Below are 12,814 nucleotides of genomic sequence, written 5' to 3'. Positions count from 1 at the left end.
GGGTACCGGCCGGCGCGGTTGCGGTGACTCAGATGAGGGCGCCGCCCTCACCGGTGAGGCGGTCCACCACCGCCTTGACCTGCTGGGCATGCGCGGCGGTGGTCACCAGCAGGGCGTCCGGGGTGTCCACCACGACGGCGTCCGGCACCCCGAGCAGCACCACCCGCCGCCCGGAGGCGGGCACCGCGAGCGCCCCGCCGGAGTCGAGCGCGAGCACGGCGTCACTCTCGCCCAGCACCCGGACGCCGTCCTCGCCGGGGTCGATCAGGTGGGCGAGGGAGCGCCAGTCGCCGACGTCGTCCCAGTCCAGATCGGTGGGCACCACCGCCACCCCGCCCTCGGCGGCCACCGGCTCGGCGATGGCGTGATCGATGGCGATCCTGGTCAGCCCCGGCCAGACCCGCGACAGCACCTCGTCCCGCTCGGGGGCGTCCCAGGCGTCGGCGATCCGGGCGAGCCCCTGCGCCAGGGTCGGTTGCAGCCGCGCCAGGTGGTCGAGCAGCACCTGCGCACGCACCACGAACATGCCGGCGTTCCACCGGTAGTCGCCCGCGGCCACGTACTCGGCCGCGGTCTCGGCGTCGGGCTTCTCGGTGAAGCTGCGTACCTGGTGGGCGCCGGCCGCCAGGGCGGCGCCCACGTGGATGTACCCGAACGCCGTCGAGGGCTCGCTCGCGCGGATGCCGAGGGTGACCACATAGTCCTCGGCCGCGGTGGCCACGGCGGTGCGCACGGCGGCCGCGAAGGCGGCCTGGTCGGTGATCACGTGGTCGGCGGCGAAGGAGCCGACCACGATGTCCTCGCCCGGGTGGCGCCTGGTCAGCACGGCCGCTGCGAGCCCGATCGCCGCCATGGAGTCACGGGGGGAGGGTTCGACCAGCAGGTTCGCGGGAGGAACGGTGGGCAGCTGCGCGGCGACCGCTTCCACGTGGCGCTCTCCGGTGACCACCACCACGCCGTCGGCGAGGGGGGCGAGCCGGTCCACGGTCGCCTGCAGGAGGGTGCGCCCGGTGCCGGTGAGGTCGTGCAGGAACTTCGGTTCGCCGCGGCGCGAGAGGGGCCACAGACGGGTGCCGGCGCCGCCGGCGGGAACGATGGCGTGGAAGGACTGCGTCACCCGGTCACCCTACTGAGGCGCGCCGGACACTGGTGACGGCCCTGGGCGCCGCTGTGCCATATCCGGCACGGCCCTGCCACAGCACGTCAGTTGCGTCCTGCTCGCGGACGCTCAAGCGTCCCGGGCGCCGCGGTACTTGCGTCCGACCCAGCCGATCAGCCCGCCCCAGTAGGGCTCGGGCGGCGGCGGCTCCTCCGGCTGGACGCGACCGGTGACCGGATCGTGCTGCCACTCCAGCGTGTGGGTCTCGCTCAGCGTCACGTAGTTCGGGGTCTCGTCGAAGTGGGTGATCATGTCGTCCTCGACCTCCGGCGGCGGCGGGGGGTTGGAGGTCCAGGCCGCCACCATCAGGGTCACGCGCACGATGAGATTGATCCACAGCAGCAGCACGGCCACCGCCGCGGCGGCGCCGGCCACGGGGGTGGCCTCCAGGCTGCCCCCGACCACGGAGGTACCCAGGTAACGGATCACTCCGGCCCCGACCCCGGCGATCAGCGCCCCGAGCCAGAGGTCCCGGCGCGGTGGCCGCACCCCGGCCAGGGCGCGGTAGAGCCAGATGAAGACCAGCACGTCGACGGCCAGCACCACCAGCAGCGCGGCGACACGCAGCGACCAGGTGCCCACGGTGGTGCCGTCCCAGCCCACCAGCGACAGCAGCCAGTCCCCGGCCGCGCTGGTCGCCAGGCCGAGGGTCGAGGTGAGCAGCACCGAGAGCGCCAGTCCCAGGAACCCGAGCAGATCGCGGGCCTTGCCGAGGACCGGGTTCTCCGGGGGTGCCACCATCCCGAACATTGCCCGGATCGCCATGCGCAGCCCGGTGGGAACGCGGATCGCGCTGTTGAGCAGGACCACGACGGCGATGATCCCGGCGATCCCGGCCCCGCCCGAGTAGGTCAGATCGTCCGGGGACAGGATGCCGGTATTGGCGTCGCCGTCGGTCTGGATCACTCCGGGCAGCGCCTCGGAGATGGTCTCGATGACGCTGGTGCGCAGCTCCTCGTTGCCGCCGAGCACGATCGAGAAGGCGGTGAAGGCGATGGTGATCGCTGCCACCACGGAGAACAGCGCCGAGAACGCGATCCCCCCGGCGAGCAGGTTCCCGTTCGCGGTGCCGTACCGGGTCAGGCCGCGCACGGGGCGCGTGTTCTTCACCCGGTCGATGAGCTCTGCCAGTCCGCTGCTCGTTCCCGCCATGCCTCCAGCATGTCGAAACCGGGCCGGCGATGCACCCACGGCTCGCCCGCCGGTCTCCGGACCGGACCGGCCGGACAGGGCCGGACCGGGACGTCAGGAGGTGAGCGCGTAGGTGGACACGTCGCGCCAGATCCCGTCCTCGCCGTGCTCGTACAGGCAGAAGTGCGCGACGGCGAAGACCGCATCGAAGTCGGCCATGGCATCGGCCGCCTCGTCCAGGGCCGACTCCTCCACGGCGTGCGCGAGGGTGACGTGCGGGTGGAACGGGAAGCGCAGGCGCTGGGAGACGGGGCCGTCGTTGACCGCCGCCTGGAGCGCGGTGCAGGCATCGATGCCGGTACTGACCTGGATGAAGACCACCGGCGAGATGGGCCTGAAGGTGTCGGTGCCCTGCAGCTCGACCACGAAGGGTCGCTGCTCGGCGGCGATGCTCGCCAGGTGGTCCTGCACGTCGGGGAGCGCGCCCTCGGGGATGTCCGTCGGAGGCAGCAACGTGATGTGCGGGGGGATGGTGCGGGCCAGCGGATCGTCGGCGTGCAACCTCGCGCGCACCAGGCTGGCGGCGTACGGCTCCGGCACGGGGATCGCGACACCGATGCGCACGTGCCCCTCCGGCACCGGCACGCCCACCGGCGGGGGCGGCACGGACGGGTCGAGGGGTCCGGCGACGTTCCCGGCGGGCGTGAGGACGGCCCCGGGATCGCCTGCGCCGGCGCTCGTGGTGGAACCGCGGGTCATCGCACGCTCCGCAGCGATGTCGGCCAGGACCTCATCGTCGTATTGTGCCCGACACCGCTGACCGTCGGCACCGAGGCCGGGACACCAGCCGCCATGTCGCTTTGTGTGCGAATCCGTGCACTGTTGTGACAGACTGCACCGGTGACTGGACTTCCGGATCTGAGCACCCCTCGCGTGCGTCGCACACCCACCACCTTGGCGGACGGACGCGATTTCTTCTACTACGACGATTCCGAGCCCTTCGTCTCCGGCGAGCAGACCCGCCGCCTGGACGATCCGCGCCCCCTGCCCGACCGGTTCGCCCCGATCGAGGGCGCCGACGGGGTGACCCAGCCGGTGACCGGGCCGGAGATGCGCTACGACGTGCTCACCGGCGAGTGGGTCCCGATGGCCGCGCACCGGATGAACCGCACGTTCCTGCCCGGGCCGGAGACCAATCCGCTGGCCCCGGCCAAGCCGGGCGCGACCTACACCGATGGTGAGATCCCGGCCACCGACTACGACGTCGTGGTGTTCGAGAACCGCTTCCCCTCCCTGATGCGCCTCCCCGACGCACCGGACGTGACCACCCACCTGGACGGCAACGACCTGTGGCCGGTGCGCCCCGCCGTCGGGCGTTGTGAGGTGATCTGCTTCTCCCCCGACGCCGGCGCCTCGCTGAGCTCGGTGACCCCGACCCGGATGCGCACCATCGTGGAGGCGTGGGCCGACCGGACCGCGGCGCTGCACCGGGTCGAGGGTGTCCAGCAGGTGTACTGCTTCGAGAACCGCGGGTCGGAGATCGGCGTCACGCTGCACCACCCGCACGGGCAGATCTACGCCTACCCCTTCCTCACCCCGAAGACGCAGGTGATGCTGCACCAGGCCGTGGCCCACCGCCAGCGCACCGGGCGGAACCTGCTGCGGGACGTGCTCGAGGGCGAGCTGGCCTCGGGTCGGCGGATCGTCGGCGAGTCCGAGCACTGGGTGGCGTACGTGCCCGCGGCCGCGCGCTGGCCGGTCGAGGTGCACGTGGCCCCGCGCCGGGACGTGCCGGACCTGCCCTCGACCACCGACGCCGAGCGCACCGACTTCGCCGAGCTGTACCTGAACCTGCTGCGCCGGCTGGACCAGTTCTTCGTCGACGCCGACGGCGCACCGATGCCGCTGCCCTACATCTCCGGCTGGCACCAGGCCCCGGTGGTCCACGGACGCGACGACCTGCGCCTGCACCTGCAGCTCTTCTCGATCCGCCGGGCCCCCGGGAAGCTGAAGTACCTCGCCGGCTCGGAGTCGGGCATGGGAGCCTGGATCAGCGACACCACCCCGGAGAAGATCGCCGACCGCCTCAAGGAGATTGCGTGAACGCGAGGAGCCCCCGCGCAGGTAGGGCGAGGAACGAGACCTGCCGCAGCGAGGCACCGCACGCGGCACGCGAGGAGGAAACACCATGAACGCCACCGTGCATGCCTGGACCGAGGACGAGGGTGGCGCCCAGGCGCGCCAGACCTTCGCCGGGACCTTCACCGGCGAGCCGGACGGCGTGTGGTCGGCCCCGGGCCGGGTCAACCTCATCGGTGAGCACACCGACTACAACGGCGGCCTGTGCCTGCCCATCGCGCTGCCTCACCGCACGTACGTGGCACTGCGGCGCACTGACGACGGCGCAGTCCGCCTGGTCTCCGAGCGTGAGCCGGGCGTGTGGTCGGCCGAGCTGGCGGCCGTGGCGCCGGGCGCCGTGACCGGCTGGGGCACCTATCCCGCGGGCGTCGCCTGGGCGCTCGAGCAGGCCGGGCATCGCGTGGGCGGCTTCGAGGCCGCGGTGGCTTCGTGCGTGCCGTACGGGTCGGGGCTGAGCTCTTCGGCCGCACTCGAGTGCGCCTTCGCGGTCGCCTTCGCCGACGCCCCCGGGTGGTCGGGGCCTGATGCCGGCACTGATGCGGGCCGGGTGGAGCTGGTGGAGGCCAGCATCCGTGCCGAGAACGAGATCGCCGGCGCCAACACCGGTGGGATGGACCAGGCCGCGTCGCTGCGCGCCCAGCAGGGCCACGCGCTGCTGCTGGACTGCCGCGACGGCTCGGTGCGGCACATCCCGTTCGACCTCACCGAGGCCGGCCTGGAACTGCTGGTGATCGACACCAAGGCCGAGCACTCCCATGTGGACGGGCAGTACTCCCAGCGGCGGGCCACCTGCGAGGCCGCGGCGCAGACCCTGGGCGTCCCGACGCTGCGGGAGATCGCACCGGACTCGCTCGAGGAGGCGCTGGCCGCCCTGCCCGACGAGGAGTCACGCAAGCGCGTGCGCCACGTGGTCACCGAGATCGAGCGCGTGCAGCAGTTCGTGGCCCTGCTCGACGCCGGCCGGGTCCGCGAGGTCGGGCCGCTGATGGACGCCTCGCACGCCTCGCTGGCCGAGGACTACGAGGTCTCCTGCGCCGAGCTGGACGTGGCCGTCTCGGCCGCTCGCTCCGCCGGTGCGCTGGGAGCCCGGATGACCGGCGGCGGGTTCGGCGGCTCGGCGATCGCGCTGATCGAGGCGGGCACGAGCGAGGCGGTCTCGGCAGCGGTGGAGCAGGCCTTCGCCGGCGCCGGGTTCGCGGATCCGGCCTTCCTCACGGCGGTCGCGGCCGGACCCGCTCACTGACCCGAGGTCGCCCCTGGCGGCGCCGTGCCGGCGCACTACTGCTGCGCGCGCCACAGATCGATCGCCGTGTCCACCAGCTCCACGCGATCCAGGGCCGGCACCTCGGCGAGCGGGAACCAGCGCGCCTCATCGGTGCTGCCGTCCACCTCGCGCGTCAGCTCACCCCCGGCGACCCGCGCCTCGTACAACGCCCGCACCGCCTTCATCGGCAGCGTGCCGTGCAGGCGGCGCTCGGCGGGCACGTGGTGGAGGTCCAGACCGAGCAGCCGCCCGGGCTCGACCGTGTACCCGGTCTCCTCCCACACCTCGCGGATCACGGTGTCCTCGGCGCTCTCGGCCAGCTCGGCACCGCCGCCGGGCATGGTCCACCGCGGCCGGTCGGACTCGTTCCACAGGGCCAGCAGGATGTGCTCGCTGCCGTCGCGGGACTCGATGATCACGCCGTAGGCGGCGAACCGGGTGTCGAACTGCACGAGGAGTGAGGCTACCGCGGCAGCCCGCTCGCCGTTACCCGCCCAGCTCGTACCTGACCCGTAGCGGCGCATGGTCGGAGATCCGCTGGTCATACGCCGGCGCCCGGTCCACGATCGCCTCGACCGCCAGGGGTGCGAGCGCCGGGCTGGCGAGCTGGTAGTCGATACGCCAGCCGGAGTCGTTGTCGAAGGCCTTCCCGCGCCAGGACCACCAGGTATAGGGCCCGTCGACGTCACCGGCGAAGTGCCGCCCGAGGTCCACCCAGCCGAGCTCGCCGGTCCAGCGGTCCAGGTAGGCGCGCTCCTCGGGCAGGAAGCCGGCGTTCTTGCGGTTGCCCTTCCAGTTCTTGATGTCGCGCTCGGTGTGCCCGATGTTCACGTCCCCCGCCACGACGGCGGTCCTCCCCTGGGCGCCGAGCTCGCCCATCCGGGCGCTCACCTTGTCCAGGAACGCGTACTTCTCGTCCATCGAGGGGGTGCCGGCGGTCCCGGAGTGGATGTAGGTGGAGACGACGGTGACCGACCGGTCACCGCACCGGATGTCGGCCTCCACCCAGCGCCCGGACTCACCGTCCACCCGGGCCGAGGGCTCCCCCACGCCGATCCGGACGTCCTCGAACGGGCGACGCGAGGCGATCGCGACCCCGGCCCGGCCCTTCGCCGCCCCTTCCTCGTGGGCCAGGTACCAGCCCTCGCCCAGGTAACCCTCGATGATCTCGTCGGTGGCGCGCACCTCCTGCAGCAGCAGCACATCGGGCGCGTGCCGGGTCAACCAGGCCCCCATGCCGCGGCGGAACGCGGCGCGGATCCCGTTGACGTTGAAGGTCGCGATGCTCAGAGAGGTCGGCGGGTGAGAAGGCATGGATCCATCCCACCAGATCCCGCCGACACTCTTGACCGGCGGCGAGCGCCCGGGCTCAGTCCTGCGGCACCCGCTTGGCCCACGGCCACCAGGAGCGCCGCCCCAGCTCGTGCACGATGCCGGGCACGAGCAGACTGCGCACCACGAACGTGTCGATCAGCACACCGACCGCGACGATGAACGCCAGCTGGGCCAGGAACAGCAGCGGGATCACCCACAGGGCCGAGAACGTCGCCGCCAGCACCAGACCGGCGGAGGTGATCACTCCCCCGGTCACGGCCAGTCCGCGCTGCACCCCCTGCCGGGTGCCGACCTGCAGGGACTCCTCCCGCACCCGTGTCATCAGGAAGATCGAGTAGTCGATGCCCAGCGCCACCAGGAACACGAATCCGTACAGCGGCACCGTGGCGTCGGCCCCCGGGAAGTCGAGCACGTGGTTGAACACGATCGCCGCCAGCCCCATGGTGGCCGCGAACGAGAGCACGTTGGCGCCCAGCAGCACCAGCGGCGCCACGACGGCCCGCAGCAGCAGCATCAGCATCACCGCGATGACCACGAGCACCACCGGGACGATGGTGCGCAGGTCCCGCTCGGCGGTCTGCTGGGTGTCCAGCCGCTCGGCGGCCGCACCGCCCACGAGGGTCTCGCCGTCGACGCCGGCCATCGCCTCCCGCAGGCCCGTCACGGTGCTGAGCACCTCCTGGCTCTCCGCGGAGTCGTCCGTGACGACCTCCACCAGCACCCGGCCGTCGACCAGCAGCGGGGGCGCGTCCTCGGGGCCACCCTCCTGGCCGCCTTCCTGGCCGCCTCCTTCCTGGCCGCCTCCCCCTTGCTCACCTTCCTGGCCGGACGCCTCGGTCAGCACCGAGGCGCTCGTGACACCGCTGACCTGCTCGGCAGAGTCCACGACGTCCTGCGCCACGGCCTCCTCGGCGACGATCTCCACCGGCTGCACCGTGCCGACCGCGAAGTGCTCGGACAGCACCTCCTCGCCGGTGACCGACTCGGTCTCGTTGAGGAAGACGTCGTTGTCGCTGGTGCCGTCGGCATCGAACGTCGGCACGAAGGCCGCCAGCCCGAGCAGCACCACCGCCGTCACCACCCACACCCGACGCGCGCGCCGGGAGACCAGCGCGGCCACTCGGGCCCACAGGCCCCGGGGCACGTGCTCGCGGTGGCGAGCTCCGTCGTCGCGGGTGGGGCGCTTGGGCCAGAACATCACCCGGGCCCGCGAGCCCGGGATCAGCAGCAGCGCCGGCAGCAGGGTCAGCGCACCGAGCACCGCGGCGACGATCCCGATCGCTGCGACCGGCCCCAGGCTCGCGTTCGAACCCAGGTCCGACAGGAGCAGGCACAGCAGGCCCACGATCACCGTGCCCGCACTGGCCGCGATCGGCTCCAGGGTGGCGCGCCAGGCGATCCGCATGGCCGTGGCGGGATGCTCGTGGCGGGTGAGTTCCTCGCGGTAGCGAGCCACCAGCAGCAGCGAGTAGTCGGTCGCGGCACCGATCACCAGGATCGACAGGATCCCCTGGCTCTGCCCGTTCAGCAGCAGCACGTCCGCTCCCGCCAGCGGCACGATCACCAGCGCTGCCAGGCACAGCGAGAACACCGACGTGAAGATGACGACGAACGGCAGGAGCGGCGAGCGGTAGACGAAGCCCAGGATCACCAGCACCACGGCCAGCGCCACCCCGAGCAGGATGCCGTCGATACCGGCGAAGGCCGAGGTGAGGTCGGCAGTGGCCGCCGCCGGGCCCGTCACCCAGCCCTCGAGGCCGGCGTCAGGCAGCGTCTGGCCCACCTCCGCGCGCAACCGGTCCACGACGGCGACCGAGACCCGGTCCTCCTCCTCGCCGATGAGATCGCCGGCGGTCGCCCCATCGAGGGTGACCGGCAGCAGCGCCGCCTCACCGTCCTCGCTCGGGATCGCCGGGACCTCATCGGTGCTCAGGTACTCGCCGACGGTGCCCCCCGCGGGCAGGTCGAGGCCCGGGACGGCACCGGCCAGCTCGCCGATCGCTGCCATGTCGTCCTCGTCGAGCGTGCCGCCGTCGGCCCGTTCGACCACGACCAGCGCCGGGAAGGTCTCGTCGACCGAGAACTCCTCGGTCAGCTCCGCCGCGCGGGTGGACTCAGCACTCTCCGGCAGGAACACCGAGGGATCGTTCTCCTGCACGGTGGAGAGCTGACCCTGGGCCATCCCCCCGAAGGCGCCGACCGCCAGCCAGGCCACCAGGGCGAGGGCGACAACCAGGGAACGGACCAGCACCGACCGGCGGTTACTCAGCATGCTGAGAATTGTCACCCGCGCGGCCCGCGGATGCAAGCGCCGCCCCCAGGGGGCCCGGCGCGGCGTGCCAGGATGGACAACGTGCACCCTGACCCTGATCAGCCCGCCCAGGGGCCCGGCGTCGCCGAGGATCCGCAGCGGTGGCCCACCGGGCGACTGCTGTCCGCCGCCGCCCGGCGGGTCGAGCGCGCCTGGGATGCCTACCTGACCCAGTGGTCCCTCAGCCACGCCTCGGTCCCGGTGCTGGCGATCCTGGCGGGAGGCGGACACTCCCAGCGGGAGATCGCCGACCACCTGGACGTGACCGAGCAGACGACCAGCCGGATCATCGCCGGGCTCGAGCGCTCGGGTTACGTGCGCCGCTCAGCCCACCCCGAGGATCGGCGCCGCCACATCGTGGAGATCACCGGGGACGGGTTCGCCGCCCTCGGAGCGCTGAACGTGCCCGAGACCATCGCCGGGCTCGTCCCGCACGACCTGGACGAGGACGAACTGGCCGAACTGCGCCGGTTGCTGATCCGGTTCCTGGGCAGCTAGGCGCTTTCCGCCTTCCGCTGTGCCTACGGAGCGGCGGTCCCCGCCCGCCGCTCGGCAGCCTCGACCGCGTTCTTGAACAGCATCGCGATCGTCGTCGGCCCCACGCCGCCCACCCGCGGGGTGATCGCGCCGGCGACCTCCTCGCAGGCGGTGTCCACGTCCGGCAGGAGCTTGCGACCCTCGTAGCGCACACCACCGCCGATGACCGTGACGCCGGGCGTCAGGTGCTCCGGCTGCAGGATCCCCGGGACGCCGGCGGCGGCGATGACCACCTCGGCGCGCCGGGTGTAGTCGGCCCAGTTCGGCACGCCCGTGTGCACCACGGTGACGGCCGCGTTCGCCGTCGGGCGCTTCTGGGAGAGTAGCAGCGCCAGCGGACGGCCCAGCGTCGTGCCCCGGCCGAGGATGCACACCTCACGCCCGGAGATCGGGATCTCGTAGTACGCGAGGATCGCCTCGATCCCGGCCGGCGTGCACGGGACCGGCCCGGGCATCCCCAGGGCGAGGCGGCCCATGTTCACCGGGTGCAGCCCGTCCACGTCCTTGTCGGGGTCGAGGGCGAGCAGCGCGGCGTCGAAGTCGATCTGCGGCGGCGTCGGGTGCTGCATGAGCACCGCATGCACGTCGTCGGCGGAGTTCATGTCCCGGATGGCACCGAGCACGTCCGCCTGCGTGGCGTCGCCACCCAGGTGGATGTGCGGGGAGGTGAAGCCGAGCTCGGCCGCCTTGTCCTGCTTCATCCGGATGTATCCGGCGGAGGCGGAGTCGTCACCCACCAGGATCGTGCCCAGGCCGGGGCGGTGACCGGCGGCCACGAGCGCCTCGATCCGCGGCGCCAGATCTGCGAGCACGGCCTCGGCGACCGGCTTGCCCGGCAGCATCCGGGCGGTCACTGCTGCAGCCCGGGGTAGAGCGGGAACGCGTCGGTCAGGGCCTTCACCCGGGCCGTGGCGGCGTCGATGTCGGCGCCCTCACCGGCGGCGAGCACACCGGCGATGATGTCGGCCACCTCGCGGAACTCGGTCTCGCCGAAGCCGCGGGAGGCCAGTGCCGGGGTGCCGATCCGCAGCCCGGAGGTCACCCGCGGCGGGCGCGGGTCGAAGGGCACGGCGTTGCGGTTGACGGTGATCCCGGCCGCGTGCAGGAGGTCCTCGGCCTGCTGGCCGTCGAGTGCGGAGTCGCGCAGGTCGACCAGGGTCAGGTGCACATCGGTGCCGCCGGTGAGCACCGAGACCCCGGCGCCCGCGACGTCGGATCCGGTGAGGCGCTCGGCGATGATCTGCGCGCCGGCCACCGTGCGCTCCTGGCGCTCCTTGAACTCCTCCCCCGCGGCCACCTTGAGGGCCACCGCCTTGGCGGCGATGACGTGCATCAGCGGGCCACCCTGCTGGCCCGGGAAGACGGCCGAGTTGAGCTTCTTGCCGAACGCCTCGGCGTCACGGGCCAGGATCAGACCCGAGCGCGGCCCACCGAGGGTCTTGTGCACGGTGGTGGAGACGACGTCGGAGTGGGGCACCGGGCTCGGGTGCAGGCCCGCCGCCACCAGACCGGCGAAGTGGGCCATGTCGGTCCACAGGTAGGCGCCGACCTCGTCGGCGATCTCGCGGAAGGCGGCGAAGTCGAGCTGGCGCGGGTAGGCCGACCACCCGGCGATGATCACCTTCGGCCGGTGCTCGAGCGCGGCCTCGCGCACGGCGTCCATGTCCACCCGGTAGGTGTCGGGGTCCACGCCGTAGGCGGCGACGTTGTACAGCTTGCCCGAGAAGTTGATCTTCATCCCGTGGGTGAGGTGACCACCGTGGGCGAGGGAGAGCCCGAGGATGGTCTCGCCCGGGGTGGCGAGGGCGTGCAGCACGGCCGCGTTCGCCGTCGCGCCGGAGTGGGGCTGGACGTTGGCGTACTCGGCGCCGAAGAGCGCCTTGGCCCGGTCGATCGCGAGGTTCTCGGCGATGTCGACCTGCTCGCAGCCTCCGTAGTACCGCTTGCCCGGGTAGCCCTCGGCGTACTTGTTCGTCAGCACCGAGCCCTGCGCCTGCAGGACGGCGCGAGGCACGAAGTTCTCGCTGGCGATCATCTCGAGGGTGTCACGCTGACGGGTCAGCTCGCCCTCGAGGACGGCGGCGATGTCGGGGTCGAGCTCGGCGAGGCTCTGGTCACGCACCGGGGTGCTGGACTGCTCGCTCACGGACTGGGTCATGGATCCTCCAGGTGGATGCATCGGCGGTACCCTCGCGGCCCAGGCGGGCGACCGTGAGGCTCGTCTTCTGCATCGCTCCCCGGTGGTGATCCACCTGCGCCAGTCGCGATGGGATCAGCCTAGCAAGGGCCCCGACGCCGGGGCCATGCCCGGGCATGGATGTGACGGTCCACTCAGGACCGGCGCGCAGACCTCAGGAGCTCGCCGAGGGAGAGGTCTCCTCGACGGCGGCGCTCGCCGCCTCGTCGCCTGCCATCCCGCCGAGGATCTTGCGCAGATAGGCGTAGGTGAGGTCGCCGGCGTTCTGGTCGTACTGGTGCTCGAAGCCGTGCTTGGCGTAGAGGGAGAGGTTCTGCTTGGAGTCCTGACCGGTGAAGACCCAGACCTCCTGGGTCTGCTCGGGCAGGTACTGCAGCACCGCCATCAGCAGCTGGGTGCCGATGCCCTGGCCCTGCAGGTCCGGCACGACGGCGAGGCGTCCCAGCAGCGCACGGTCCTCCTCGAGCCCGACCCGGACCGAGCCCACCAGCCGCGGCCCGTCCCAGGCGCCGAGCGTGACCACGTCGGCCCGCTCGAGGTCGGCCACGAGCTCGTCCAGGGTCTGGGTGAGGGAGGGGATGTGCGGATCGTCGTAGAGCTGGGCCTCGGTCACGAAGGCGGCACGGCGCACGGTCAGCAGCTCACCGGCGTGCTCGGCGTCCACGACGTCGATCTTCAGCTCATCCATGGCCCCATCCTTCCATCCCGGGCGCCGGGGTGGGTACCGCGCGGTGGGCGTGT

General features: G+C 72.3%; 12 protein-coding genes and 1 riboswitch. Of the genes, 3 read left to right on the top strand and 9 right to left on the bottom strand.

The features are described 5' to 3' along the window. Positions 1-28: 28 nt before the first annotated feature. The 3 genes from LQF12_RS04620 to LQF12_RS04610 all read right to left on the bottom strand — a co-directional run bounded on the left by LQF12_RS04620 (position 29) and on the right by LQF12_RS04610 (position 3,049). A complete protein-coding gene (locus LQF12_RS04620; RefSeq protein WP_231054826.1) occupies positions 29-1,117 on the bottom strand; it encodes a mannose-1-phosphate guanylyltransferase in 1,089 nt (362 codons plus the stop codon). A gap of 111 nt (positions 1,118-1,228) precedes the next feature. Continuing rightward, positions 1,229-2,311 (bottom strand): YihY/virulence factor BrkB family protein, encoded by a 1,083-nt coding sequence (locus LQF12_RS04615; RefSeq protein WP_231054825.1) that lies wholly within the window; start codon positions 2,309-2,311, stop codon positions 1,229-1,231. 93 nt (positions 2,312-2,404) lie between these two features. Next, complete coding sequence (locus LQF12_RS04610; protein WP_354004696.1) at positions 2,405-3,049, bottom strand: 2'-5' RNA ligase family protein; 645 nt, start codon at positions 3,047-3,049, stop codon at positions 2,405-2,407. Between the two features lie 141 nt (positions 3,050-3,190). On the opposite strand from LQF12_RS04610, the gene galT reads away from it, so the two are divergent. Together galT and galK are read left to right on the top strand one after the other, a co-directional pair. Further along, on the top strand, positions 3,191-4,393 hold the full coding sequence (galT, locus tag LQF12_RS04605) for a galactose-1-phosphate uridylyltransferase (RefSeq protein WP_231054824.1): 1,203 nt from the start codon (positions 3,191-3,193) through the stop codon (positions 4,391-4,393). Between the two features lie 85 nt (positions 4,394-4,478). Next, positions 4,479-5,672: a galactokinase gene (galK, locus tag LQF12_RS04600; RefSeq protein ID WP_231054823.1), complete on the top strand. Its 1,194-nt coding sequence runs from the start codon at positions 4,479-4,481 to the stop codon at positions 5,670-5,672. A gap of 35 nt (positions 5,673-5,707) precedes the next feature. Here galK and LQF12_RS04595 read toward each other — a convergent pair whose 3' ends face one another. Genes LQF12_RS04595 through LQF12_RS04585 form a run of 3 tightly spaced genes read right to left on the bottom strand, consistent with a single transcriptional unit; the run spans position 5,708 to position 9,300 of the window. Further along, complete coding sequence (locus LQF12_RS04595) at positions 5,708-6,145, bottom strand: NUDIX hydrolase (RefSeq protein ID WP_231054822.1); 438 nt, start codon at positions 6,143-6,145, stop codon at positions 5,708-5,710. Between the two features lie 34 nt (positions 6,146-6,179). Next, a complete protein-coding gene (locus LQF12_RS04590) occupies positions 6,180-7,007 on the bottom strand; it encodes an exodeoxyribonuclease III (protein ID WP_231054821.1) in 828 nt (275 codons plus the stop codon). Between the two features lie 55 nt (positions 7,008-7,062). Beyond that, a complete protein-coding gene (locus LQF12_RS04585; protein WP_231054820.1) occupies positions 7,063-9,300 on the bottom strand; it encodes an MMPL family transporter in 2,238 nt (745 codons plus the stop codon). 81 nt (positions 9,301-9,381) lie between these two features. On the opposite strand from LQF12_RS04585, the gene LQF12_RS04580 reads away from it, so the two are divergent. Further along, positions 9,382-9,837, top strand: coding sequence for a MarR family winged helix-turn-helix transcriptional regulator (locus LQF12_RS04580; protein ID WP_231054819.1), 456 nt, complete (start codon positions 9,382-9,384; stop codon positions 9,835-9,837). A gap of 23 nt (positions 9,838-9,860) precedes the next feature. Here the strand turns inward: LQF12_RS04580 and LQF12_RS04575 are convergent, their stop codons facing one another. The 3 genes from LQF12_RS04575 to LQF12_RS04565 form a co-directional block, all read right to left on the bottom strand. Next, complete coding sequence (locus tag LQF12_RS04575) at positions 9,861-10,730, bottom strand: bifunctional 5,10-methylenetetrahydrofolate dehydrogenase/5,10-methenyltetrahydrofolate cyclohydrolase (protein WP_231054818.1); 870 nt, start codon at positions 10,728-10,730, stop codon at positions 9,861-9,863. Then, positions 10,727-12,034, bottom strand: a complete 1,308-nt coding sequence (gene glyA, locus LQF12_RS04570; RefSeq protein ID WP_231054817.1) for a serine hydroxymethyltransferase — start codon at positions 12,032-12,034, stop codon at positions 10,727-10,729. The genes LQF12_RS04575 and glyA overlap by 4 nt, the downstream gene beginning before the upstream one ends. Positions 12,035-12,064: 30 nt before the next feature. Continuing rightward, a riboswitch (ZMP/ZTP riboswitch) is annotated at positions 12,065-12,151 on the bottom strand. 76 nt (positions 12,152-12,227) lie between these two features. Further along, a complete protein-coding gene (locus tag LQF12_RS04565) occupies positions 12,228-12,761 on the bottom strand; it encodes a GNAT family N-acetyltransferase (RefSeq protein ID WP_231054816.1) in 534 nt (177 codons plus the stop codon). Positions 12,762-12,814: the final 53 nt, after the last annotated feature.

It is taken from the genome of Ruania suaedae (assembly GCF_021049265.1).
GTDB lineage: Bacteria > Actinomycetota > Actinomycetes > Actinomycetales > Beutenbergiaceae > Ruania > Ruania suaedae.
The sequence above is the reverse complement of the archived record's forward strand: the minus strand, read 5'-3'. Positions and strand labels throughout refer to the sequence as shown.

Bases quoted from the DNA above. Each gene is read 5' to 3' on its own strand.
- LQF12_RS04585 (WP_231054820.1), bottom strand. From the start codon at position 9,300: ATGCTGAGTAACCGCCGGTCGGTGCTGGTCCGTTCCCTGGTTGTCGCC.
- galK (WP_231054823.1), top strand. From the start codon at position 4,479: ATGAACGCCACCGTGCATGCCTGGACCGAGGACGAGGGTGGCGCCCAG.
- LQF12_RS04615 (WP_231054825.1), bottom strand. From the start codon at position 2,311: ATGGCGGGAACGAGCAGCGGACTGGCAGAGCTCATCGACCGGGTGAAG.
- LQF12_RS04565 (WP_231054816.1), bottom strand. From the start codon at position 12,761: ATGGATGAGCTGAAGATCGACGTCGTGGACGCCGAGCACGCCGGTGAG.
- glyA (WP_231054817.1), bottom strand. From the start codon at position 12,034: ATGACCCAGTCCGTGAGCGAGCAGTCCAGCACCCCGGTGCGTGACCAG.
- LQF12_RS04610 (WP_354004696.1), bottom strand. From the start codon at position 3,049: ATGACCCGCGGTTCCACCACGAGCGCCGGCGCAGGCGATCCCGGGGCC.
- LQF12_RS04590 (WP_231054821.1), bottom strand. From the start codon at position 7,007: ATGCCTTCTCACCCGCCGACCTCTCTGAGCATCGCGACCTTCAACGTC.